This window comes from Aquibium pacificum, assembly GCF_040839445.1.
GTDB classification, from domain to species: Bacteria; Pseudomonadota; Alphaproteobacteria; order Rhizobiales; family Rhizobiaceae; genus Aquibium; species Aquibium pacificus.
Genome location: NZ_JBDPGJ010000005.1, coordinates 552,677 through 575,367, shown reverse-complemented (window position 1 = coordinate 575,367; position 22,691 = coordinate 552,677). Strand labels below are relative to the sequence as shown.

22 protein-coding genes and 2 tRNA genes are annotated in these 22,691 nt (G+C 60.1%); 17 read left to right on the top strand and 7 right to left on the bottom strand.

Going from position 1 to position 22,691, the window contains the following annotated elements; genetic code table 11:
- Positions 1–246 precede the first annotated feature (246 nt).
- Positions 247–323: transfer RNA gene (locus ABGN05_RS23245), tRNA-Asp, on the bottom strand.
- A 212-nt stretch (positions 324–535) separates the two neighbouring features.
- Between ABGN05_RS23245 and ABGN05_RS23240 the strand changes: the two genes are divergently transcribed.
- From ABGN05_RS23240 to ABGN05_RS23160, 17 genes are all read left to right on the top strand, one after another.
- Positions 536–611 (top strand) — tRNA-Val (locus ABGN05_RS23240).
- Positions 612–704: 93 nt separating this feature from the next.
- Positions 705–2,264, top strand: coding sequence for a site-specific integrase (locus tag ABGN05_RS23235; protein WP_367956426.1), 1,560 nt, complete (start codon positions 705–707; stop codon positions 2,262–2,264).
- Positions 2,265–2,376: 112 nt separating this feature from the next.
- Entirely contained in the window at positions 2,377–3,636 is a 1,260-nt protein-coding gene (locus ABGN05_RS23230) for a phage portal protein (RefSeq protein WP_367956425.1), read from the top strand.
- Positions 3,633–3,956, top strand: coding sequence for a gene transfer agent family protein (locus ABGN05_RS23225; RefSeq protein ID WP_367956424.1), 324 nt, complete (start codon positions 3,633–3,635; stop codon positions 3,954–3,956). The genes ABGN05_RS23230 and ABGN05_RS23225 overlap by 4 nt, the downstream gene beginning before the upstream one ends.
- A complete protein-coding gene (locus ABGN05_RS23220) occupies positions 3,949–5,523 on the top strand; it encodes a phage major capsid protein (protein ID WP_367956423.1) in 1,575 nt (524 codons plus the stop codon). The genes ABGN05_RS23225 and ABGN05_RS23220 overlap by 8 nt, the downstream gene beginning before the upstream one ends.
- Before the next feature lie 21 nt (positions 5,524–5,544).
- Entirely contained in the window at positions 5,545–6,126 is a 582-nt protein-coding gene (locus ABGN05_RS23215) for a phage tail assembly chaperone (protein WP_367956422.1), read from the top strand.
- A 331-nt stretch (positions 6,127–6,457) separates the two neighbouring features.
- The gene (locus ABGN05_RS23210; protein ID WP_367956421.1) at positions 6,458–6,751 is read left to right on the top strand and encodes a hypothetical protein; all 294 of its coding nucleotides are present in this window, start codon (positions 6,458–6,460) and stop codon (positions 6,749–6,751) included.
- Positions 6,748–7,038, top strand: a complete 291-nt coding sequence (locus ABGN05_RS23205) for a head-tail connector protein (RefSeq protein ID WP_367956420.1) — start codon at positions 6,748–6,750, stop codon at positions 7,036–7,038. Before ABGN05_RS23210 ends, ABGN05_RS23205 begins: the two co-directional genes overlap by 4 nt.
- A 2-nt stretch (positions 7,039–7,040) precedes the next feature.
- Positions 7,041–7,460, top strand: coding sequence for an HK97-gp10 family putative phage morphogenesis protein (locus ABGN05_RS23200; RefSeq protein ID WP_367956419.1), 420 nt, complete (start codon positions 7,041–7,043; stop codon positions 7,458–7,460).
- On the top strand, positions 7,457–7,870 hold the full coding sequence (locus tag ABGN05_RS23195; protein ID WP_367956418.1) for a DUF3168 domain-containing protein: 414 nt from the start codon (positions 7,457–7,459) through the stop codon (positions 7,868–7,870). Before ABGN05_RS23200 ends, ABGN05_RS23195 begins: the two co-directional genes overlap by 4 nt.
- Positions 7,870–8,184 (top strand): phage head closure protein, encoded by a 315-nt coding sequence (locus ABGN05_RS23190; protein ID WP_367956417.1) that lies wholly within the window; start codon positions 7,870–7,872, stop codon positions 8,182–8,184. The genes ABGN05_RS23195 and ABGN05_RS23190 overlap by 1 nt, the downstream gene beginning before the upstream one ends.
- Positions 8,184–8,585 carry a phage terminase small subunit P27 family gene (locus tag ABGN05_RS23185; RefSeq protein WP_367956416.1) on the top strand — a complete coding sequence of 134 codons (402 nt, stop codon included), beginning with the start codon at positions 8,184–8,186 and terminating at the stop codon, positions 8,583–8,585. The genes ABGN05_RS23190 and ABGN05_RS23185 overlap by 1 nt, the downstream gene beginning before the upstream one ends.
- A complete protein-coding gene (locus ABGN05_RS23180) occupies positions 8,585–10,198 on the top strand; it encodes a terminase large subunit (protein WP_367956415.1) in 1,614 nt (537 codons plus the stop codon). The genes ABGN05_RS23185 and ABGN05_RS23180 overlap by 1 nt, the downstream gene beginning before the upstream one ends.
- A gap of 8 nt (positions 10,199–10,206) precedes the next feature.
- Positions 10,207–12,255 carry a phage tail tape measure protein gene (locus ABGN05_RS23175; protein WP_367956414.1) on the top strand — a complete coding sequence of 683 codons (2,049 nt, stop codon included), beginning with the start codon at positions 10,207–10,209 and terminating at the stop codon, positions 12,253–12,255.
- 294 nt (positions 12,256–12,549) lie between these two features.
- Positions 12,550–13,542: a hypothetical protein gene (locus ABGN05_RS23170; protein ID WP_367956413.1), complete on the top strand. Its 993-nt coding sequence runs from the start codon at positions 12,550–12,552 to the stop codon at positions 13,540–13,542.
- Positions 13,543–13,916: 374 nt separating this feature from the next.
- Entirely contained in the window at positions 13,917–14,438 is a 522-nt protein-coding gene (locus ABGN05_RS23165) for a hypothetical protein (RefSeq protein ID WP_367956412.1), read from the top strand.
- A 4-nt stretch (positions 14,439–14,442) separates the two neighbouring features.
- Entirely contained in the window at positions 14,443–15,267 is an 825-nt protein-coding gene (locus ABGN05_RS23160) for a DUF3102 domain-containing protein (RefSeq protein WP_367956411.1), read from the top strand.
- A 264-nt stretch (positions 15,268–15,531) separates the two neighbouring features.
- On the opposite strand, the gene ABGN05_RS23155 is transcribed toward ABGN05_RS23160, so the two are convergent.
- The 6 genes from ABGN05_RS23155 to fdhF all read right to left on the bottom strand — a co-directional run bounded on the left by ABGN05_RS23155 (position 15,532) and on the right by fdhF (position 22,686).
- The gene (locus tag ABGN05_RS23155; protein WP_367956410.1) at positions 15,532–16,449 is read right to left on the bottom strand and encodes a hypothetical protein; all 918 of its coding nucleotides are present in this window, start codon (positions 16,447–16,449) and stop codon (positions 15,532–15,534) included.
- 1 nt (position 16,450) lies between these two features.
- Complete coding sequence (locus tag ABGN05_RS23150) at positions 16,451–17,518, bottom strand: DUF262 domain-containing protein (RefSeq protein WP_367956409.1); 1,068 nt, start codon at positions 17,516–17,518, stop codon at positions 16,451–16,453.
- Between the two features lie 360 nt (positions 17,519–17,878).
- Positions 17,879–18,355: a hypothetical protein gene (locus ABGN05_RS23145; RefSeq protein WP_367956408.1), complete on the bottom strand. Its 477-nt coding sequence runs from the start codon at positions 18,353–18,355 to the stop codon at positions 17,879–17,881.
- A 388-nt stretch (positions 18,356–18,743) separates the two neighbouring features.
- Positions 18,744–18,977 carry a formate dehydrogenase subunit delta gene (locus ABGN05_RS23140; protein WP_367956407.1) on the bottom strand — a complete coding sequence of 78 codons (234 nt, stop codon included), beginning with the start codon at positions 18,975–18,977 and terminating at the stop codon, positions 18,744–18,746.
- Positions 18,967–19,788: a formate dehydrogenase accessory sulfurtransferase FdhD gene (fdhD, locus tag ABGN05_RS23135; protein WP_367956406.1), complete on the bottom strand. Its 822-nt coding sequence runs from the start codon at positions 19,786–19,788 to the stop codon at positions 18,967–18,969. Before fdhD ends, ABGN05_RS23140 begins: the two co-directional genes overlap by 11 nt.
- A gap of 12 nt (positions 19,789–19,800) precedes the next feature.
- Positions 19,801–22,686 (bottom strand): formate dehydrogenase subunit alpha, encoded by a 2,886-nt coding sequence (gene fdhF, locus ABGN05_RS23130; RefSeq protein WP_367956405.1) that lies wholly within the window; start codon positions 22,684–22,686, stop codon positions 19,801–19,803.
- Positions 22,687–22,691: the final 5 nt, after the last annotated feature.

Sequence of the window (22,691 nt, the reverse complement as noted above, 5' to 3'; positions counted from 1 at the left end):
GAAACAGTTCGCTACTCCCGACCGCTGGCCTTCCTTCGGGACGATTCTATAACCGGAATCCGCCGTGCAGGTCCACTGTCGCGCGGGGGTGCCGCCTCGGGCCGCACAACTGGTGCAATTCGGCAAGACAATAGCCGGCTATCGCCGCCTCGACGAAAGCCACGGCGCGCAAAACCGGACGGAAAGAAGATACCACCGGCCCGTCGAAAGGCGCGAGATCCAAGCAGAGCAAGTGCTTGAAAACAATGGCGCGAGTGACGGGGCTCGAACCCGCGACCTCCGGCGTGACAGGCCGGCACTCTAACCGACTGAGCTACACCCGCGCACCGACATCGGGGCTTGCGCGCCCGTCGTCGTGGGCGGTGAATTAGGCGCTTCGACCCGGTGTGTCAAGCGCATAGGCGGCGCGCGGCGAACTAGTTTTCGCACATCGCATCGACCGCCTCGCTGCCGCTGCGGAACTTCACTTTGTCACGAAGCAATCAAGCAAGACAGGCTTGCACACGGGTGGCAAACCACTTAAATCGCGCGCTTGGGGCGATTAGCTCAGTTGGTAGAGCGCTTCGTTTACACCGAAGATGTCGGCAGTTCGAGCCTGTCATCGCCCACCATTCCATCCCATTGAAATCACTTGAACCGCTTGACTGCCAAGGGTTTTTGTCCATTCTGACGTTACAAAAAGCGTTACAAAATGGATTGGCCGTATGGCAGGCAAAGTCAGACACCTCCTTAATCGCGATGGCCGCTACTTCGCCCGGCTCGTCATCCCGCCTGCCCTCCGTCCGTATCTGGACGACAAGACCGAACTGCGGACGGCACTCGGTCCCGACCGTCGTTCGGCGCTCGCCAAACTGCCGCGGGCGGTAGCAGGTCTTCAGCACCAGATCGGCCTAGCGGAACAGAGGCGAAAGCAGGTCACCGGAAGCGGTCCGACCGTGTCGCGCTATCCTCTTTCAGCCGCTCAAATTGCAGCGGTCGACTACCTCAGCCAGATCGAATTCGACGCCGAAATCCGGATGTCCGACAGCCGGTATGCAGCGGCGGAAGTAGACGCGGATGAAGCCCGGCTCTACCGCGATGGCTACTCCGGCAAACTGACTGATGATGAACTCGACGAACTCGTTGGACATCGCATCCGACGCGCCCAGCTCAGGGGCAACACTTCCGCTGAGAAGGGCTCCCTAGAGTGGCGATCGATCGCTCACGCCCTTTGCGTCGCCAGCTATGAAGCTATGGAACGTCAGCATGAACGCAACGAGGGTGTAGTTACCGGCTCACCATCCCACCCGCTGCTAACGAATGCGCTTGCCGAGAAGCAAGAGCCGGAACACGTCATCAACTTCGACCAGATCATCGATGCGGAGGTAACCCGTCGCGCACGGGGCAAGGATGCGAAGCCGTTCCCGACATCCACGATCAAGAAGTATCGGGACCCCGCTGCTGAGTTCGCGAAATTTCGAGGTTCCGACAACGCCGCGACGGTTACCGCCGATGAAGGCAAGGCGTGGATGGAAGCGATGCAGGATGAAGGGGTGATCGGAAACCGCACGATAAAATACAAGTTCCAGAACGTCCGGACGATTATCAATTGGGCACGAAAGAGCGATCCGAAGAACTTCCTTCCTACCGGCAACCCCCTCTCCGACCTTCAGTTGCCTGACTTCAAGACGGTCCCGTCATATCTGCGCGCGTTCACGATGGCTGAAGCTCGGCTTGTGCTGGCGGCTGCTCGTAACGAAACGCACCTGATCTTCCGCTGGATACCATGGCTATGCGCCTATTCGGGCATGCGAGTGAGTGAAGCCGGATCGCTGCGCAAGGAAGACTTCTTCGAAAGCCACGGTCGGTGGTTCTGGCGCGTGACAACCGTCGGCGGAAGGTCGCTGAAGAATGAAAGCAGCGAACGCCGAATCCCCGTTCACGCCGCGCTTGAGGCCGAGGGCTTGATCGAATTCGTCAAAGCTGCACCGACCGGCCGGCTCTTCATCGGTAAGACAAAGGCGGACGTGCAGATACAACCCCGCATGTCCGCTTGGGTCCGCAGCCTGATCCCCTTCGACAAGCGACCCGAACTTTCGCCCAACCACGGTTGGCGACACCTATTCGAAGACTTCTGCCGTCGAGACAATGTGCCGGAAGATGCACGCCGATACATCACCGGCCGCACCGACGGCGGCTCACAGGACATGTATGGGCGCAGTGAAGTGATGCTTCCGGGGCTCGCCGCTGCGATGGACCTAATCGCACCATTTGATGTCACCTAGATCAGAATCTCTCAAATTTGTCAATATGATAAATCTTTCTGATAGCACAAAATAGGTATTTGTTCCTAGATCAGACACTGCTACAATACTCTGGAAATGGAGTTTGTAGCATTTGCGTGCGCGTGACTTTCTGAGTCGGCTTCTCCGAAGCGGAACCGAAACCAAAGCGGTTCCGCTTTCTGATTCATCGGCATACGACATCTTCGGCGGCATCCCCACGATTGCCGGCCCGACGATCAATGCCGCTACTGCGCTTCGCGTCCCTGCGGTGTTCTCGTCGGTTGCACTGATCTCGGGCGCGTTGGGTTCGCTTCCTGCGAAGGTGTTTGTCTCCACACCTTCCGGGAAGCGAACCGCCAAGGATCACCCCGGCTACCGCCTCGTGCATGACGAGGCAAACGACTGGACCAGTGCCGGCAAGCTCCGGGCGCAACTCACCGCAGACGCCCTGCTCTTCGATCACGGATTCGCCTTCGCCAACCGGGTGAACGGCGGTGTTGTGGAGTTCATCCGCTTGGACCCGATGCGCGTCACCATCGAAGCCGATGAGGCTACCGGCGAGCCCTACTATGTCCACCGCGACAAGGCCGGCCGACCGACCACCTATGGCTACCGCGATATCCTCCACATTGCCGCCCCGCTGGATATCTCCCCGGTAAAGGCCGGCCGCGAAGCGATCGGCTTGGCGACCATCCTTGAGCGGCATGCCAGCCAACTCTTCGCCAGCGGCGCAAAGCCGTCGGCGCTCTTCTTCAATGACAACCGCAAGGGCGGTGCCGACGGCAGCAACGGAGCGAACGTCGTCAAAGGGATCAAGGCGGCGTATCGGGCGGCGACTTCTTCGGGCGGCTTCACCGAACCGATGGTGCTGGATGACGGCTGGAGATATGAGCAAATCGCGCTCACGTCCGCCGACGCTCAGTTCGCGGAAATGCGAACGGAACAGATTGTCGAGATCGCCCGGCTCTTCCGCGTCCCCCCTCACCTGCTCTTCGAACTCTCCCGCGCCACATGGTCCAATGCGGAAGAGATGTTCCAGTCGTTTCTGACTCTGACCCTCCGGTCATGGATGGATGATTGGGAATGGGCTTATGCGCGCGTCCTGCTCACGCCTGAAGAGCGCGCCGAAGGCTTCTATGTCGAGTTCGTCGTGGACGATCTCTTGACGGCCAATGCCGCCACGCGCGCCACGACCTATCAGCAATATCGCGCCATGGGCGCGATGACAGCGAACGAAGTGCGCGCCGGGCTCAATCTGAAGCCAATGGACGGCGGCGATACGCTCGCCAATCCGAACATCACGCCGGGCAATTCCGCAACCGTTGCGGATTCGGCCAACGACAATGCTTCACCCCGGAAGGACGCCGCATGACGCACGTTGCCTTCTTCGGCGACGGCGAGCGCAGCTTCGCCCTTCCGCCCGAACTCATCATGGAGCTTGAGCGGAAAACCGGAGCTGGCATCGGCCTTCTCTGCCGCCGCGTCTTCGCGCGTGACTTCGCCCTGGCTGATCTTCTGGAGACGATCCGGCTCGCCCTCATCGGCGGCGGCGCTTCGCCGAAGGAAGCCGCTGATCTTATCGCCGCATACGGCGCACCCCGCCCGATCTCCGAGACCTTCCCCCTCGCCGCTGCAATCCTCGAGACCGTCTTCTTCGGCAGCGCGACCAAGCTGGACGACGCCAATGGATAAGCTCGAATTCAAAGCCAAGTTCACGGTTGATGAGGTCGGCAGCATCACCGGCATCGCATGGCCATTCGGCTCGCCGGATCGCGTTGGCGACGTCATCCACAAAGGCGCATTCAGCGTGTCGGCTGCGATGCCGATCCTCTTCGAACACGATCCCGATCGCATCGTAGGCACGTGGGAGCATGTCGCCGAGAGCGACGCCGGCCTTGAGGCTAAGGGCAAGCTCTTCCTCGATGCCGTGCCGCGCGCTCGCGACGTTCACAACCGCCTTCGCGCCGGCCGCATCAACGGCCTTTCGATCGGCTTCCGAGCCGGTGAGACGAAGGCCCGGCCCGGCGGCGGACGCGACATCTACAGCCTGCATGTCTCGGAAATCTCAATCACCGCGAACCCGTGTCACCCGGCCGCGCGCATCCTCACCGTCAAGTCCGCTGGTGACGCGGCAGTCCAAGCTCAGAAGGAACCAGCCATGGAAAATGAAGACGTGAACCAGCCGGAGGCGAAGGCCGATCCGGTGATCGACAAGAGGGACTTCGATGCCCTGAAGGCACGCCTCGACAGGATCGAAGCGAAGTCCAACCGCCCCACCGCCGCGAACAACAATCATCCGGCCCCCGCAAACGACAATGCCGAGACGAAGGCGTTCGGCCTGTATGCGCGGCGCGGCCTTGAGCAGATGAGCGCCGATGAGCGCAAGTCGCTTACCGTCGGCACGTCCGCATCCGCCGGCTATCTCGCACCCGAGACCTTCGCCGCCGAACTGATCAAGCTACTCAAGGAATTCAGCCCCATCCGGCAGTATGCCCGCGTCGTCACGATCGGCGCGCCCGAAACCAAGTATCCCCGCCGCGTCGGATCGCCCACGGCCTATTGGGTTGGCGAAACCGCCAATCGCACGGCTTCGCAGGGCAGTTATGAGCAGCTTTCCATCAAGCCACACGAACTCGCGACCTACACCGACGTTTCGGCCCAGCTCTTGGAAGACAACGCCTATGATCTCGACGGCGAGCTTCAGCAGGAATTCGCCGAAGCGTTTGCCCTGGCCGAAGGCAAGGCGTTCATCGTCGGCACCGGCGACAATGACAATCAGCCGACCGGCCTTCTCACGAACGCCGACGTGGCGCAGATGGTCACCGGCGCAACGGCATCGTTCCCGGCGAGTAACCCGGCCGACGTGCTCATCACCCTGTATCACAAGCTGCCCACCACGCATGCGCAGCGCGGCGTGTGGATGATGAACCGGAACACGCTCGCCACCATCCGCAAGTGGAAGGACAGCGACGGTCGATATCTCGTCATCGATCCGATCACCGCAGGCATGCCTCTCACCATGCTTGGCCGGCCGATCGTGGAATGTCTGGACATGCCGGACATTGCAGCGGGCGCGTTCCCGATCGTGTTCGGGGATCTTCAAGGCTACCGCATCATCGATCGCATTCAGCTTCAGGTTCTGCGCGATCCGTTCGCGCGTGCCACGAACGGCGAGGTGCGCTTCCACGCTCGCCGTCGCACGGGCGGCGATGTCACGCATCCCGACCGCTTCATCAAGCTGAAGGTCGCGGCGGCTTAAGCGGGCCCGAAGTCAAAGATCATGCGGCTCGCATCTCCCCCGATCACGATCACGGTTGACGGCGCGAAGGCTACCCTTCGCCCGTCGCTGCGAGCCGCATATCTGTTGGAACAGAAGCACGGCTTCAAAGCAGTGCTGCAAGGCGTCAACGATGGAAACGTCGGCATCATCGCCGATATTCTCGCAGTCGCTGACGATGAAGAGACCGTTGGAAAGCTCCTACGTGAGATCGGCGCAAACGGCACGCTCAAACTCGAATTCCTCCGGCCGGCGCTCATCGAATTTCTCGCCATCCTCATCGGCCTTGGAGACGATGAGGAAGAAGCCGAAGCGGCGAAGACCCCGATCACCCTTACCGACTACTTCGAACAGCTATTCGAGATCGCAACCGGTTGGCTCGGCTGGACGCCAGATCAGGCGTGGGCGGCAACGCCGCGCGAGATCATAGCCGCACAAAGCGGCTTCATTGCTCAGCGCAATGCCCTTCTCACCGCAATCTTCGGCAAGCTGGATGAGCACGATCCGCGCGAGGAAGTGAGCGAAGAGCAGGTTCTCAGCGGCCTTGCCACGCTTAAGGCGAACGCCATGCGGGGGAAACGGTAATGCCATATTCCCGCCTGTGCGCTTGTCAGAAGATTATTCCGGCCGGCGAGCGCTGCGAATGCCAAGTCAAGGCCGATCGCGCGCGCAAGGCTCGCCATGATCGCCGCCGGCCTTCGGCACGGGAACGCGGCTACACCGTCGAATGGGAACACGCACGCGCCGACTTCCTAGCAGCGCATCCCCTTTGCTTCCGTTGCGGCGCCCCTTCCACGGTGGTGCATCATTCCATCCCGCATCGCGGAAACATCGCGCTATTCTGGAACCGTCGGCACTGGCGTCCCGCATGCAAGCCCTGCCACGACGGCCCGCTTCAGTCAGCGGAGCGCCGGCCATGAGACGCACCGACCTTCTTACCGTTGGCGGCATCACTCAGTCGATCCTCGAATGGGCACTCGATTACGGCATTACGCCCGAAATGATCATGGCAAGGCTACGCGGCGGGATGAAGCCGCACGTTGCTGTCGCCAAGCCAATGCGAACGAAGCCGGGCGATCGTCTCCCCGACTTGCTCAGCCTCCTACCGGGGGCGGTTGCCGATTTGGAGGCTTCCAAGGGGACCGGCGCGGGGAGCAACGCGCAAGAGACACCCGAAACAGATTTTTCTAATATCGAGGTTTCCCGATGATCGCGACGGCCGAAGACCTTCGCCAGCACCTCAATCTTGAGCCCGGTTTCGAACCCGATGCTTTGCTCGATCGGAAAATAGCTGCCGCAGAAAGCTGGATTTCCGCATATGTCGGCGAGCCGATCGGCGAGCTTCAGACCGTCCCGGCTGCGCTTGTGGAAGCTGCGCTACAGCTTGCGGCTCATCTGTATGAGAACCGGGAAGCGACCCTTGTGGGGGTGTCGGCGGCTGAGCTTCCCTTCGGCGTGATCGATTTGATCCGTCCTTTCCGAGTCTGGACGATCTAGCCATGGCCGTTTCCCCCCAAGTTGCGCGGCTGCAACGCCGCATAGAAGCGATTCCACAGGAGGTTCGCAAGGCTGTCTTGCCGGCCCTTGAGCGTTCCGGCGAAGAACTCGCCGACACGATGCGGACGCTGGCACCTGAAGACGAAGGCGACCTCAAGGCTTCGATCGCCGTCACCCTCCCCGGCGAGTCGACCCCGGCCTATTCGCAACCCGGCGGCGCACGTATCGCCGGCGAGTTGGAGGTGCTTGTGACAGCCGGCAACAGTGAAGTTCGCTATCCACACCTTCAGGAATACGGCACAGCACGCCATGACGCGCAGCCGTTCTTCTGGCCGGCAGTGCGGCTCCTACAGAAGAAAGTGAAAAACCGGACAAAACGCGCTGTTGCTAAAGCAGTTCGCGACTACTGGAGGCGCACGTGATCGAACCGTCGCTTGCCCTTCAGGCTGGCATCCGAGCGCACCTAATAGCCGCGCCGGCTGTCATGGCGCATGTCGCCGCCGATCAAGTTCGGACCGGCCCTACCCGCCCGGAAGACTTCCCTTCGATCATCATGGCGGGAGCGCAGACGGAATTCCTTGGCCGTGCCGCCGGCAACCAATACAGCGCGCGCGTCAATCTCGACCTGCATGTTTGGGCGATCGAAGCCGGCGCTGACACGGCGAAGACGATCACCTTCGCCGTCCAGAATGCGCTTTTCACATGGCCGACGATGAGCGGCGGCGAGCTTGATGCGTTCGCCGTTACTCACGCGATCTTCCCGCGCGACCCTGATCCCCAGTTCGGGCATGGCGTCATGAAGATCGAAGCTGTTGTCCGATGGAGACTGTGATGCGCGCCGGCAAGCTTGATCGCATCATCACCATAGAACGGAAAACCGAAACGGTTGCGGATTCGGGTGCTGTTGTCGTCGCTTGGACGAATGTTGCCAGCGTGCGCGCGGAACTGGTGAACGCTTCGCTCGCGGATCATACGGCAAATTACGGGACCGCCGAAGAAGGTTCGATCGTCTTTCGCGTTCGTTACCTTCCCGGCGTCGCTGCCCCCGACCGGATCGTCTATAGTGGGATATCCTACGATATCCTCTCGATCAACGAAATAGGTCGCCGACGCAGTTTGGAAATTCGTTGTGGACGGGTTCGATAGTGCGCGGCCTGAAACCTTCCACGATCGTTGCCGGCACCTCCCCGGTCACGAAAATTCCCTCCCCGCCGTCGTATCTGTCCAAGGATGCGAAAGCGGAGTGGCGGCGCGTGGCTCCGATCCTCATCGATGAGCGCAGGGTGCTGACGATCGCCGATCTCGCCGTGCTCGAGAACTTCGTGATCGCTACCGGCACCATGCGCGAGATGCATCGGCTTCTTCAGGCCGAAGGCTACGTGCTTCCGAACGGGAGGCGCCACTCCGCCGTCGGCATCCTCACCGCTGCCCAGCAACAGCAACTCCGCTGCGCTGGCGAGCTTGGTTTGACGCCATCGGCACGGTCGCGCGCCGCAATTATGGAAGCCGCCGACGATGAAGATGACAATCCGTTGGCGGTGCGGTGATGGCGAGCACCTATCCGGCATGGATATTCGACGGGAGCCCGATCGATGATCCGCTAGGCTACGGCGAGCGTGCCGTTGAATTCCTTCGCCGCCTGAAGCACCCGGCGAGCACTGCGCCGAAGAGCACATTCCAGCTTTTCGACTTCCAAGAGCGGATCGTCCGGCGCATCTATGGTCCCCGCCACCCGGACGGTCGGCGCGTGGTGGAAACCGTCTTCTGGATGATCCCACGCGGCAACCGGAAGACCAGCCTCGCCGCAGCTCTTGCACTTCTTCATACGATCGGTCCGGAACGGGTTCGCGCCGGGCAAGTGATCTTTGCCGCGTCCGATCGCGAGCAAGCCGGACTCGGCTTCCGCGAGGCTGCGAACATCGTGCGCATGGACAAGAGGCTTGTCGCGGCCACGCGCATCTATGACGCCCACAACAGCGCGAAGAAGATCGTCTTCAAACCCGATAATGTATCGCTACAAGCGATCTCAAGCGACGGCGCTGCGCAGCATGGGAAGACGCCCGCCTTCGTGCTCGTGGACGAAATCCACGTCTGGAAAGGCCGCGACCTTTGGGAAGCGCTCAAGTCCGGTCTCGTGAAGACCAGCAACACCTTGATGGTGATCGCCACGACGGCCGGCCGTGGAAACGAAAACATCGGCTTCGAACAATACGACTACGCCCGGAAGGTGGCCTCTGGCGAAATCGAGAACCCGGCCTTCCTGCCGATCATCTTCGAAGCCGCCGCGAACGACAATTGGCAGGATGAAGACGTTTGGCACCGCGTCAATCCTGGCCTGAAGCACGGCTTCCCCAACCTTCACGCCATGCGATCTCAGGCGAAGGAAGCGGAGCACCGGCCGGCCGAACGCCACGCCTTCGAACAATTCAACCTGAACATCTGGAAAGCGGCTTCCCGTGATCCGCTGTTCGATATGGCCGTCTATGACGCCGGGCGCGATCCGCACTTCGATCTCGCCGACTTGGAAGACCTGCCCTGCTACGTCGGCGTGGACTTGGCCGTGAATGGGGACCTAGCTGCCGTTGTTGCAGCGTGGCGGCATCCGGACGGCCGCGTGGCCATCCATCCTTGGTTTTGGGTTCCCGGCGATGATCTCGCCGGCCGCGCGAAACGCGATGGCGTCCCCTATGTCGTGTGGAAGGACGCCGGCTTCCTAACTGCCGTCGACGGCCCGGTGATCGAACCCGAGATGATCGAAACGCATCTTCGCGAATTGTGCGCGACCTACTCAGTTTCGGAGATCCTTTTCGATCCGCACCTTGCCCGCATGACAATGCAGCGGCTCGCCGCGGATGGATTTCCGGCAATCGAGTTCCGGCAGGGACCGCTCACGCTCGGCCCCGCGATCGGCCACCTTGAGCGCACGGTCAACGGCCGGCGCATCCGCCACGACGGGCACCCGATCCTCCGGCACCACATTGACAGCGTGGTCGCCACGCGCGGCGATACCGGCCTTGTGCGGATGCACAAGGCAACCCGCTTCGATCGCATTGACGGGGCGGTCGCTGCCGCCATGGCCGTCGGACGCGCTATCGCTGCGAACGACAACGCCCGGTCGATCTATGACACCGACGACTTCGAAGACATGCTTGCAGCTTAGGAACCGCCATGCCCACGGATGAAGAAAGACTTGTCGTCGCCTTGGAAGCCCGGGTTCGGGACTTCGAACGCAACTTCCTCCGCGCAAGCCGTGTCTCCGGTGAGCAGTTCACCCGGATTGAACGGCGCGCAAAGGAGTCCGGCGATCGGCTAGAACGAACCATGGGCGCTGCCACGGCGCGAATGAGCACCGCCATGAAAGCCGGGCTCGCCGGACTTGCTGCCGGCGGCGTGATCGGCGTTGCCGGCCGGCTCGCCGACGTGGCGAAGGGCATTGCCGAGATCGGCGATGAAGCTCGCCGCGCCGGCTTGGACGTGAAGGCGTTTCAGGAACTCAAGTTCGTCGCCGAGCAGAACCGGATCGACGTTGATGCGATGGTCGACGGCATCAAGGAACTCAATCTTCGCGCCGACGAATGGATCGTCACCGGCAGCGGCCCGGCGGCTGAGGCATTCCAGCGGCTCGGTTATTCGGCCGCCGATCTTGAGCGTAAGTTGAAAGACCCATCCCGGCTCTTCACCGAAATCATCGGCAAGCTCGAAAGCTTCGACCAGGCGGCACGCATACGCATTGCCGACGAAATCTTCGGGGGCACCGGCGGCGAGCGTTTCGTGCAACTCATCGAACAAGGCGAGCGCGCCCTTCGCGATCAGATCGACGCCGCAAACGATCTCGGCATCGTGCTGAGCGATGAGGTGATCGCGCGCGCCGATGAGGTTGACCGGAGGTTCCGGATGATCGCCACGACGGTCAGCACGAACCTGAAGGCGGCTATCGTGGAAGCTACGACGGCATTGCAGCGGTTCATCGACAGCTTCCGCGACTTCGATAATCAGCAGGCGGCGACGCTCGGTTCCCAGCTTGCCACGATCGGCAAACAGCGGCTCGACCTTGAGAACCGGATTCTGAAGCTTCGCGGTGAGCAGCGGGACGCGGTTCCGGGCAATCCCTTTGCGCCCGACTACGAAGAGCAGATCGCCACCCTTGAGGCTGAGCGGGCCGCGCTCGGCGAGACCGAAGGACAAATCCTTCGCGTGATCGAAGCGCGCCGGAAGGCATCGGAGCAGACGCCTGCCGCCACACCGCCGGCAATGCCGCCAGCCCCTCCCCGGACGCGCACCGGCGGCAGGACGGCATCCACGCGATCGGCAAGCGCAGACAGCGCCGCACGCGAGCGGCAGGCGGTCGCCGATCTCATCGCTGAGCTTGAGGAAGAGCTTCGCCTTGTCGGCGCATCGGAACAGGAACAGCGTGCGGCGGCAGCGGCACGACGCGCCGGATCGGCGGCGACCGATGAGCAGCGGCAGCGCATCATCGCCTTGAACGAAGCGATCTATCAAGAATGCACCGCCCTTGAGACACAACGGGAGCGGATGCAGTCGATGGCCGACGTGACGCGGGAGTTCATCTCCGGCTTTCGGCAAGACCTTCTCAGCGGAGTCCCGCCGTTGGAAGCGCTCGGCAACGCGATTGGCCGGCTGAGCGACCGAATCTTCGATGAGCTTCTGGACGCACTCTTCACCGTCAAAGACGTCGGCGCTGGCGGCAGCGGTGGCGGCTTCTTTCAATGGCTGCTTTCGTTCTTCGGCTTCGCCACTGGCGGCGAAGTGAATGCCAAACAGCATGCGCCGAAGGTGAAGCGGCTCGCTGGTGGCGGTCACGTGCTCGGCCCCGGCACGTCCACATCAGACAGCATTCCGGCGATGCTGAGCGACGGCGAGTTTGTCGTGAACGCCGCTGCCACGCGCCGGCATCGGGCATTGCTTGAGGCGGTGAATGACAATCGACTGCCGGGTTTCGCATCCGGCGGCTACGTCGGTGAGGACGCGCCAAGCCTCCCCCGCATGCTGAGGGCCGGCAATGACAACATCGCCCCGTCTGTCGAAATCAATGCGCCGATTACGGTCAACGGCTCAGCCGGGACACCGGAACAGAACGCCGACCTTGCGAAGAAGATGGCGAAGGAATTGGAGAACACGATGCGCGGCGTGGTGATCTCAGAGATTCGCACGCAAATGAGGCCAGGGAACCTCTTGAACAATCGCGTCACCCGGTAAGTGCCCCTGCCGGCGGCAGCTTGTAGTGAAAGGCGATTTCTGCCGCCAGCGGGCGATCCTTGGGGCTTTAGGACCACACAATATTTTACGCTCGCCCGGAAAGTTTGACCACTCACAATCTCGGGCGAGGCCGGTGTGCTTTCGATCGACCGGCGAATTTGGGCGTCCATGTGGGATCTGCAAAATCGCGAAGTCTGATCAGCATCCCAGCGGCTCGGCCGCTATATTGTATCTGACACAGAAAAAGACCGGCCACAGTTTCCCGACGGCGACCGGTCTCAATGGAGACTTCACATGTGCGCATATAGCGCTTCTTCGCACGGGATGCAGCCCGCTTCGGAAAATATTCCTACCTCCCTCAGCTCAGCGAAAGTTGACAAAAAGGCAAACGGCAGGCGGCAGAAATCGCCCTACCGGGATGCCCGCTTCCGCCATATGTTCCAAGGGCTCGCGGATGTTGAAGCGCTCGACCGTTCGGAGAGGACTTCAGTTAGTAGGTCTGTAGGTGGTGGGGCAGCTTCTCCCACCTCTACCCCTACACCGCTACAGCCCTCCCTTACACCTCTACAGCTTCACTCGCCCTCGCCTGCTCAAGCTCACGCGTCCACATCCTCACTCACCTACTACCCCGAATACCTCACGCCCGAACGTCAGGCCGAGAATGACCTCTTCTGGCGTCCCTATGAAGTTCCGACGCCCGGTCTTCCCCAGCATCACACGCCGGCCCCGTGGCGCGATCTAAGTGACGTGTGGAGGTTCGAGTGGTTTCATCACGCCCTGCGTCTCAGCGGCCCGCTACGCGGCTTTACGCTGAACTTCTCCCGGGAAGTGGAAGCCCAGGTTCGTCAGGAGCCCAAGTCGGCGAAGTGGCTTGCGGATCGTATGTCCCGAAACCTGAAGGACGTGCTCGGCTATCGTCCGAACTTCTGGTTCGCCTTTGACGTGACGGATAACAGAACCCGTCCCCATACTCACGGCGAAATCGCCGCCAGTGAGGAAGAGCTAGCGCTTGTCCGGAAGGCCATGAGGTTTGCCGGTGGCGAATGGGAGCACACGCGGCAGCATCAAGTCCATACGACGCGGGGCGGTGCGCCCGACGTGGGTTGGGTGAACTACATGGTGAAAAACCGCTTCCACGTTCGTCCGCACTCTCCCCGCTTTCAAGCCCTTCCCCGGCCTATCAATGGTGACTGGTATTTCGCAGTGAATGAGGTTCGTAGCTTGGCGGAGGAAGTTTATACTTCCCGGTTGAATGAGGTTATCTCACTATTTTGCCCCACGAAATAAGTAAGAACGTAGTTATGTGATGCTTGTTAAATCATATTCTTCTACTTTTCTGCTTTACAGCGACTCACGAATGATTCAAGGAATCCCCGCAACTCACTGCATGGGGGAAACCACTTGGACCATTACCTTCCGGACCACATTTACCACGCGCTTGTCCGGGCGCTTCTCACCCTTGAGCCCTGTCCGGTCACCGGCGAGCCAGCCGACTATCAGGTGCATTTCGTGCTCGGAGAGATCGGCGGCATCTGGCCGGCGAGTGCAAAGAAAGCGCCGGGCGGAACATCTTCAGCAGCGCGAGCTTCGTTATCGTTAGATTCAGCTTGACACGCTAACGCGCTATGTGGCATACGGCTGCAATACTGAAGGAGATCGCAATGCCGCTCACCAACGCCGAACGACAGAAACGCCATTATGAGAGACGGAAGGAGATGCAGAAGCGCGCACCCGATCTTGTGCGCGCTTTCGCTGCACGGCCCTTCTATGAGTTCTATGGTGAGAGCGGCGACGCCATGAGCTTCGAAACGGCTCTCGACATCGCCGGTATCGAACCGCCCTCCTTCGATGATGACTCCGGTCCCGCATCGTTCTCAGGCGAGATCGAAAGGGGCGATCCCGGCAATGAGACCTACCACGGCCAGGCCAAGTCCATTGGCCGCGCGGAAGTGATGGTCGGAACACTAATGAGTGCCGCCGCTGAGCTCGCCGGCATCATCAATGCTTACAAGGTGGATGCGATCGAGCGCGAGGAAGAGCGTCTTCACGCCCTCGCCGATGGATCCACACCCGACAAACGCCGTGAGATTCTTGAAGAGCTTGTCCGGCTCAACAGGATGCGCGACCGGCTGAAGAAGCGGGTCCGCTGGGAATTGCCACAATGGGAACTGAAAGGAGAATGAGGACATGACTGACTTCAGCGTAGAACTCGCGGACCTGGACCTCCGCGAAGTCGTGACCAAGATCGACATGCAACCGGAGCCCGCTCCTGTCGAAGTGAAGAACCTCCCGACGGTGCCCTCGGCGAAGTTGCCCGCTCAAGTATCTTCCGGCACGTGGTATCAGGGCGTTGATGCGGATATCGCGGATGAAGCCCGCGAGACGGCCGATCGCATCCGGAAGCGCATGCATGGCAGCATCATCGATACCGGCAAGGACTTGCTGGCGGTGAAGGACAAGCTCGGTCACGGAAGCTTCACCGGGTGGCTCCAACAGGAGTTCGGATGGTCGGAGCGCACGGCACAGAACTACATGAGCGCGGCAGCACTCGCCGCCGAATACGAAAGCGTTGCGGTTTTGCAGCCGACGGCGATCTATAGTCTCGCCGCGAAGAGCACGCCGGCCAGCGTTCCCCCCGCCGTTGTCGAAGAGATCAAGAAGGGCACTATTCCATCGGCGGCGGAGATCAAGGAACGCATCGCAAAGGCAAGGGCTGAAGAGGCAAAGAAGAAGGCGGAGGCGCGCCGGCTTCAGAAGGAGACGCCGGAGCAGGCGGCGAAGCGAAAGAAGGCTGAAGCTCGCGCGGAACAGAAGCGAAAGCAGGAAGACGCCGATAGGGCGGTAGCGATGGAAAGGCGGAAGAAGGCGGCACTCGGAGCTATCAACTTCCTGAAGAAGAACCTTCCCAAGCACTTTGAAGGATTGCGCAAGCTGGTGCTGGCTTCAGAAGGCCAGTTTGATGTCGTCCTCCGTAGCGAGAAGAACTCATCATTTTTGCAGGCTACCGTGTAGAACATATTGACGCAGTTCGGAATGCAGGCGCGGCTTAGGCCGCGCCTATTTCATTCGATGGGTAATCCACCTGCCATCGCTGAAGCAATTCATCAACGTCGACGAAAACCTCCGGCAGACCGCGCTGCGTCTTCACCTCTAGCACGTGTCGTTGGTCAATTGTTCCCCTATCCGCAGGAATGACCCCTCTTCGAGTTCGCACCGGTAAGGGATTAAGCTTCCACTTCGCAGGTGTAGAAACATGATTACGTTCATCTTCATGCTTCATCTGATTAACTCCCTAGGGAACGAGGCGGCATCTCGAACAACGATGTGCGATGAACTCTTCCGCTGTAGCGCACTCTGAACGGCCATATCCTTGTCTGGAAGCCGCTTAACCCCTCTCCCAGCCGCGCTCGCTCTCTCGAGCCAGCTGCCATCTATTTGTTCATCCAAAAAACGATACGAATGTGCAACGGCAGAAACCACAATAGGTAAATCTGCCTTCTTCCCGCAGTTTCTTATCGCGCCACCTAAATCGCTTGCGAGGATATCGATGGTAATACCTAAAAGGATAGCCGCCTTGAGATGAGATTGTAAGGTTGTAGTCGGAATGTTACTTGCAGGCTCATGCGCTGACATATGTCGCGCGCGTGCCAGTCCTCTGAATTCGTTCTCTAAACTTAACGTTCCACCACCGATGTCACTCGCTATAAGGCTCATTTTGCCCCACGCATCGGTTAGGCCAAATGCAGCAAACCCCTTCTTAATGTCATCGTGTCCGACGTTCGAACCACTGCTGCTGAATCCGAAGGCAGTGTATGTTGGGGTGGAAGAGGCATAGCCGGACAACCGAGGCAAATGCGTATCCACGAACGCAAATTTCGCCAAATCATCCTTGATGAAATACAACGTGTTATTAAGCCCACCGATCGCGTCAACACTGATAAATTTCCTCAATCGATCCGGGAATTCGTGATAGAGTAATGTCGAATTGTTCATATCATTAACCATTGCATCAAATATTGATCTAGTATACTTTTCCAACAGAGCAAAAGCTGATACCGCAAGACCGTGCCGAAGTATTCGTGCGCCAACGTTGTGCTTATCATCGATAGGCATTTTATCCTGAAGCAATATATTATCAGTAAGCTCTAACATACGTTGAATTGCAGAGTAGTATTCTTGTCTATAATAAGGCATGCTAGACCGCCTCGAGCAGTTCTCGCATCTTGCCTATCCTGTAGCGAATGCGTTGAGGGGTATTTGTCCCGGTTCTCACCGCCTTATCAAATTCTGGGTCAGAGAATAACTGTCTGGTAGCATGCTTGACCTGCGGCTTCGAAGATTCCGCTTTTTCAACTACTTCCTCCGTAACCTCGGATGCGGCAATCATCTGCGCATCATACATTCCGGCAAGAGTTTGATCGCGCCAGCCCTGCCCTTCTGGGCGCCTGAATGCGAGATTTCCCCAGATACGCTCACATCGTCCGATCGCATCCACAAAGAGATGACTCAACTTCTCAATCTCTTCACTACTAGCCTTTTGCTTTCGCCGCATAAAGTCGTCCATTTCACGGATTAGGCTGCCACTAAAGTTTTCGAATCGCTCGCGCAGAGTTAAAAACCGCAATACAAATTCAGCGTCGCTCATCTCCTTATAAGCCGCTGATCGTGTATTCTCTATCTTCAATTGATGGCGGAGAAAGTGATTCTCGGATAGAATGTATATTCTGTCGTTAAAGTCGCCGCGGAACGCTACGTTCCGAATCTCTTGCGCGTTTAATGCTTCCCCACCGCGATTCAGACGCAAAAACACCTCATACTTCAACAGGGGATCCGTCTGCTTTAACAGTGTCACAACTCGTAAATATGGGCGCAAGCGTAGCGAGTTTACGACTTCACTAGGCAAATCACCGAACCGAACGCCTTCAGCAGAACGGAGTCGCTCCATACTCCGCAGGGCGAACTTTCCGGAAATGAAATCAGCGATCGCTCTGAGCCGCTGCTTCCCATCGATTGCGGTATATGTTCCATCCATTTCCTCTGCGAGATATACCGGCGGAACGGGAACATTCAGCAGGAACGACTCGATTAACGCGGCTTGTTTTTCAGTGGACCATCGCTCCCTTCGTTGAAACCCAGGCTCAAGGTCGATGGCTCGTGTATCTACCATGCCTGCCAGCGTCCCCAGCGGAAGGTCGGCTGTCTGCACTACAAGCTTGGACTGCGCCTCGCGAAAGCTCGAGACAATATCATCCTGCACGTGCATTCCATTCCCCCAAAACTCCTGAATGCACCCTATCTCGAGTTTCAGGGTATGCAAACTATACCAACCGCCAGCTTGACGGCTCGAGGTATTTGTTCCTATTTTGTTCTCGCCGACTGGAGACTAGGACATGCCACGCCGAAAGAGGCACGACCAGATCAGCGGCTTCCATCTGGACCGAATCGAGCGGCAGGTCGGGTTGCTAGGCACCGCGCTTATTGAAGCGCAGACATCGCTTACGCCCTTCCGCGCTCACTCCGACGCGGTATCCGACCTTCAACAGTTCCTAATAACGACGCTCAATCTCTTGAACGATCGACCGGCTGATTTCCGGGAGCATCACCGACCGCCGATGTCCGAGGACTAAATCGTATCTACAGCGGATAACGGAACATCGACCAGATAGTTTTTAATATATTTGCGCAAGGCAATGCATAGATAATGTAAATCCTGATAATTTGCTTCTTCTGATACGCCTGACTCAAAATAATACTTGTATTTTATAAATGTATCGTCATTACTGTTGAGTATTTTTTGTAGATCTTCTCTGCTCCCGTTTGATTCTTTCGAATAAATTTGAGATATTATTTCTCTCGTCTGAGCTTTTAGTTCACTGTATAGCGAACTAAGTTTATGCCCGCAAGCGTTTTGTAGTGTCTCGCTTCTAATAATAGCCCTTAGGAACAACTCCGCCGATAATGCTAGACACACCACCGCTGGAATCAAATAAATGACAACCGCTTTACCGTCATCGCTAGTGTCTTCTGCCGAAGCCCGGGGGGCGGCCGCGTCAAAAAAACTCTCTGCATTGTTCACTATTTGATAAAAAGTCTTGTCCACTTTCTGGATGTCCCTCCAACGTGGGAATTATACACTGAAAGCGTCTGATATGATATCAAAAAAAAAAGGCCTGGAGCGCACTGATATTCGAACGGGATCTCGTCTCTCTCGAACGACTCCGCACCTGGCCCCCATTTCGCCCTCATGTTTGGGGAACTTAGCGCGCCAAGTCGCCCTATTTTTGGAGCGCAAGGGTGTCAATTTTTCGCACGTTACAGTGTTACATATTAGAAGTTATGCAATTATTATTTTTCCTTAAATAACATTGACTTAGATCACTTCTCGATGACAGATTCGGCAGTTCGAGCCTGTCATCGCCCACCATTTCCGCCCGGACCGGGCAGGATCTGGCCGCAAGTCCGGTGATATTCCGCCAGCCTCTGACTTTCTAGCCGCCGACGCTTTCCGCCGGGACCGGCCGAATGGATGGCATCGCCGCGCGGACGAGTTCGTGCAGCACGTCCGGTTCGCTCTCGAAGATGACGAACAGCCGGGCGCGCATGCGCGGTTCCCAGAACTTGTTGATGTGCTCGGCGACGCCCGCGACGCCTTCGTCGTGCGGCTTAGATGCGAAGAAGGCGGCGATCTGGTTCGCCATCCGCGCGGTCTTGTCATGCGACATTCTGGGCGTCTCCACCTTTCAGGCGTTCGGGGTGAGCGAACACGTCGAACTCGTCGCCGCGCACCAGCGCGACCAGCATCATGCCAGCCTGATCGGCGGTTCGCACCGCGAGCGCGGTCGGCGCCGAAACCGCAAAGATCGCCGCCGATCCGATCGCGGCCGCTTTCTGAACCATCTCGACCGAAACCCGCGAGGTGATCACCACCGCGCCCTGCATGCCGTCGATGCCGGCCCGCGCGAGCGCCCCCGCCAGCTTGTCCAGCGCGTTGTGGCGGCCGACGTCCTCGCGTGCGGCCACGATGCCCTTTCCCGGAACATAAAACCCCGCGGCGTGGACGGCTCCCGTCTCGGCATGCATGGGCTGGGCTTTCGACAGGAGACGGACGGCCTGCACGATATCGGCCGCGGAGAAGGAGATTTTCGCGCCGGCGACACTCGCTACCGACCGCATCGCCTCCTCGATCGATTCGATGCCGCAGAGCCCGCAGCCGACGGGTCCGGCAAGGCGACGGCGCCTGGATTGGAAACGCGTGTTGGCACGATCCACCAGGCGGATCTGGATGTCGATGCCCTCGCCCGCCTGTTCGATCTCGATCGTCTCGATCTCGCCGGGTGAGGCTATCACGCCCTCGGTCAGCGAGAACCCGACTGCAAAATCCTCCAGGTCGGCCGGCGAGGCCATCATCACGGCATGCGTGGTTCCCGCATAGGAAAGCGCGACAGGCGTCTCCTCCGGCAGCGTCCGTGCGGCCGCGCGGGTGCCGGAGGCGCGGCGCGCGATGCGGGTGATGGAGGTGAGCGGCTCTCTCAAAGGGTGAACGTCCTACTCCGCAGCTTCCAGTCGGCCCTCGATGCGGCGGCTCATGCGGGCCTGTTCCTCGTATTCGCGCTGCCAGTCGCTCGGGCCGTTCGAAGGTGCGACCTGCACCGCGGTCACCTTGTACTCCGGACAGTTGGTCGCCCAGTCCGAGAAGTCCGTGGTGATGACGTTTGCCTGCGTGTCGGGATGGTGGAACGTCGTGTAGACCACCCCCGGCGCCACGCGGTCGGTGATCAGCGCCCTGAGCGTCGTCTCCCCGGCGCGGCTCGCCAAGCGCACCCAGTCGCCGTCGCGGATACCGCGCTGCTCGGCGTCGTGGGGATGAATCTCCAGCCGGTCCTCGTGGTGCCACACGACATTGTCCGTGCGCCTGGTCTGCGCGCCGACATTGTACTGAGACAGGATGCGGCCGGTCGTCAGCAGCAGCGGGAAGCGCGGGCCCGTCTTCTCGTCGGTCGCGACGTATTCAGTGCGGATGAACTTGCCTTTGCCGCGCACGAAGCCGTCGACATGCATGATCGGCGTGCCTTCCGGCGCCTTTTCGTTGCAGGGCCACTGGACGGATCCCTTCTCCTCCAGCAGTTCGTAGGAAACGCTGGCGAAAGAGGGCGTGGTCTGCGCGATCTCGGCCATGATCTCGCTCGGATGCGTGTAGGCCCAGGTGAGGCCCATCGCCTGGGCGAGTCGCTGCGTCACCTCCCAGTCGGCCAGGCCGTTCTTCGGCGCCATCACCTTGCGCACGCGGTTGATGCGGCGCTCGGCGTTGGTGAAGGTACCGTCCTTCTCCAGGAAGGTCGAACCCGGCAGGAAGACGTGGGCGTAGTTGGCCGTCTCGTTGAGGAAGAGGTCGTGCACGACGACGCATTCCATGGCCGCGAGGCCCGCCGCCACATGATGCGTATCCGGATCGGACTGGAGGATGTCCTCGCCCTGGACGTAGATGCCCTTGAACGAGCCTTCCACGGCCGCATCCAGCATGTTGGGGATGCGCAGGCCGGGTTCGTTGTCGAGCTTGACGCCCCAGAGGCTCTCGTAAACCTCGCGGACCGCCTCGCCCGATATGTGGCGATAGCCCGGCAGTTCGTGCGGGAAGGAGCCCATGTCGCACGCACCCTGGACGTTGTTCTGGCCGCGCAGGGGGTTCACGCCAACGCCGCGCCGACCGAGATTGCCGGTCGCCATGGCAAGGTTGGCGATCGCCATGACGGTGGTGGAGCCCTGGCTGTGTTCGGTGACGCCGAGACCGTAGTAGATCGCGCCATTGCCGACGGTGGCGTAGAGGCGGGCGGCGCCTCGAATGGTCTCGGCCGGAACGCCCGAAACCTTTTCGACCTCCTCCGGCGAGTTGCGCGGTTCGGCGACGAACGCCGCCCAATCCTCGAACTCCGACCAGTCGCAACGCTCGCGGATGAAGGCCTCGTCGAACAGTCCTTCGGTGACGATCACGTGCGCCAGCGCGGTGACGACGGCGACGTTCGTGCCCGGCCTCAGGGGCAGATGGTAATCCGCCTTCGCGTGAACCGAGTTGACGGTTTCCGTCTCGCGCGGATCGAGCACGATCAGCTTCGCGCCCTGGCGGATGCGCTTCTTCATGCGGGAGGCAAAGACCGGATGCGCCGCCGACGGGTTCGCGCCGATCACCATCATGACGTCGCAGTCCTCGACGGAATCGAAGTCCTGCGTGCCGGCCGAGGTGCCGTAGGTCTGCCCGAGACCGTAGCCGGTGGGCGAATGGCAGACGCGCGCGCAAGTGTCGACATTGTTGTTGCGGAAGCCCTGGCGGATCAGCTTCTGGACGAGGTAGGTTTCCTCGTTGGTGCAGCGCGAGGAGGTGATGCCGCCGATGGAGGCGCGGCCGTACTGGTACTGGATGCGCCGGAATTCGCTTGCCACATGCGCGAAGGCCTCGTCCCAGGTGACTTCGCGCCACGGATCGGTGATCTTCTCGCGCACCATCGGATTGAGGATGCGGTCCTTGTGGGTCGCATATCCCCAGGCGAAGCGGCCCTTGACGCAGGAGTGGCCGCGATTGGCCTTGCCGTCCTTCCACGGCACCATGCGCACGACTTCCTCGCCGCGCATCTCGGCCTTGAACGAGCAGCCCACGCCGCAATAGGCGCAGGTGGTGACGACGGAATGTTCCGGCTGGCCGATCTCGATGACGCTCTTTTCGGTCAGCGTCGCCGTCGGACAGGCCTGCACGCAGGCGCCGCAGGAGACGCATTCCGACGACAGGAAGCTCTCGTGCATGCCCGGCGAGACGCGGCTTTCGAAGCCCCTGCCCTCGATGGTCAGTGCGAAGGTGCCCTGCACTTCCTCGCAGGCGCGCACGCAGCGCGAACAGACGATGCATTTCGACGGGTCATAGGTGAAGTACGGGTTGGACTCGTCCTTCGGCATCCAGCGGTCGTTTACCTCGCCGTCCGCCCGGCCCTTGGCGAAGACATGGTTGTCGCCCTCGTAGCCGTAGCGCACGTCGCGCAGACCAACCGCGCCCGCCATGTCCTGCAATTCGCAGTCGCCGTTAGCGGCGCAGGTAAGGCAGTCGAGCGGATGGTCGGAAATGTAGAGTTCCATCACGCCGCGGCGGATGTCCTTCAGCCGTCCGGTCTGGGTATGGACGACCATGCCCGGCGCCACCGGCGTGGTGCATGAGGACGGCGTGCCGTTGCGGCCCTCGACCTCGACGAGACAGAGCCGGCACGAGCCGAAGGCGTCGACCATGTCGGTGGCGCAGAGCTTCGGGATGGCGATGCCGGCCTCCATCGATGCGCGCATGATCGAGGTGCCTTCCGGAACGGTCACCGTGAAGCCGTCGACGGTCAGCGTCACCTGCTTCTCCGACCGGGAGGCCGGCGTGCCGTAGTCGATTTCGTGGATCAGGCCCATGGGAG

Excerpts from the sequence above, each read along its gene's own strand:
- ABGN05_RS23235 (WP_367956426.1), top strand. The coding sequence starts at position 705 with ATGGCAGGCAAAGTCAGACACCTCCTTAATCGCGATGGCCGCTACTTC.
- ABGN05_RS23225 (WP_367956424.1), top strand. The coding sequence starts at position 3,633 with ATGACGCACGTTGCCTTCTTCGGCGACGGCGAGCGCAGCTTCGCCCTT.
- ABGN05_RS23220 (WP_367956423.1), top strand. The coding sequence starts at position 3,949 with ATGGATAAGCTCGAATTCAAAGCCAAGTTCACGGTTGATGAGGTCGGC.
- ABGN05_RS23215 (WP_367956422.1), top strand. The coding sequence starts at position 5,545 with ATGCGGCTCGCATCTCCCCCGATCACGATCACGGTTGACGGCGCGAAG.
- ABGN05_RS23210 (WP_367956421.1), top strand. The coding sequence starts at position 6,458 with ATGAGACGCACCGACCTTCTTACCGTTGGCGGCATCACTCAGTCGATC.
- ABGN05_RS23205 (WP_367956420.1), top strand. The coding sequence starts at position 6,748 with ATGATCGCGACGGCCGAAGACCTTCGCCAGCACCTCAATCTTGAGCCC.
- ABGN05_RS23200 (WP_367956419.1), top strand. The coding sequence starts at position 7,041 with ATGGCCGTTTCCCCCCAAGTTGCGCGGCTGCAACGCCGCATAGAAGCG.
- ABGN05_RS23190 (WP_367956417.1), top strand. The coding sequence starts at position 7,870 with ATGCGCGCCGGCAAGCTTGATCGCATCATCACCATAGAACGGAAAACC.
- ABGN05_RS23180 (WP_367956415.1), top strand. The coding sequence starts at position 8,585 with ATGGCGAGCACCTATCCGGCATGGATATTCGACGGGAGCCCGATCGAT.
- ABGN05_RS23175 (WP_367956414.1), top strand. The coding sequence starts at position 10,207 with ATGCCCACGGATGAAGAAAGACTTGTCGTCGCCTTGGAAGCCCGGGTT.
- ABGN05_RS23170 (WP_367956413.1), top strand. The coding sequence starts at position 12,550 with ATGTGCGCATATAGCGCTTCTTCGCACGGGATGCAGCCCGCTTCGGAA.
- ABGN05_RS23165 (WP_367956412.1), top strand. The coding sequence starts at position 13,917 with ATGCCGCTCACCAACGCCGAACGACAGAAACGCCATTATGAGAGACGG.
- ABGN05_RS23160 (WP_367956411.1), top strand. The coding sequence starts at position 14,443 with ATGACTGACTTCAGCGTAGAACTCGCGGACCTGGACCTCCGCGAAGTC.
- ABGN05_RS23155 (WP_367956410.1), bottom strand. The coding sequence starts at position 16,449 with ATGCCTTATTATAGACAAGAATACTACTCTGCAATTCAACGTATGTTA.
- ABGN05_RS23150 (WP_367956409.1), bottom strand. The coding sequence starts at position 17,518 with ATGCACGTGCAGGATGATATTGTCTCGAGCTTTCGCGAGGCGCAGTCC.
- ABGN05_RS23140 (WP_367956407.1), bottom strand. The coding sequence starts at position 18,977 with ATGTCGCATGACAAGACCGCGCGGATGGCGAACCAGATCGCCGCCTTC.
- fdhF (WP_367956405.1), bottom strand. The coding sequence starts at position 22,686 with ATGGGCCTGATCCACGAAATCGACTACGGCACGCCGGCCTCCCGGTCG.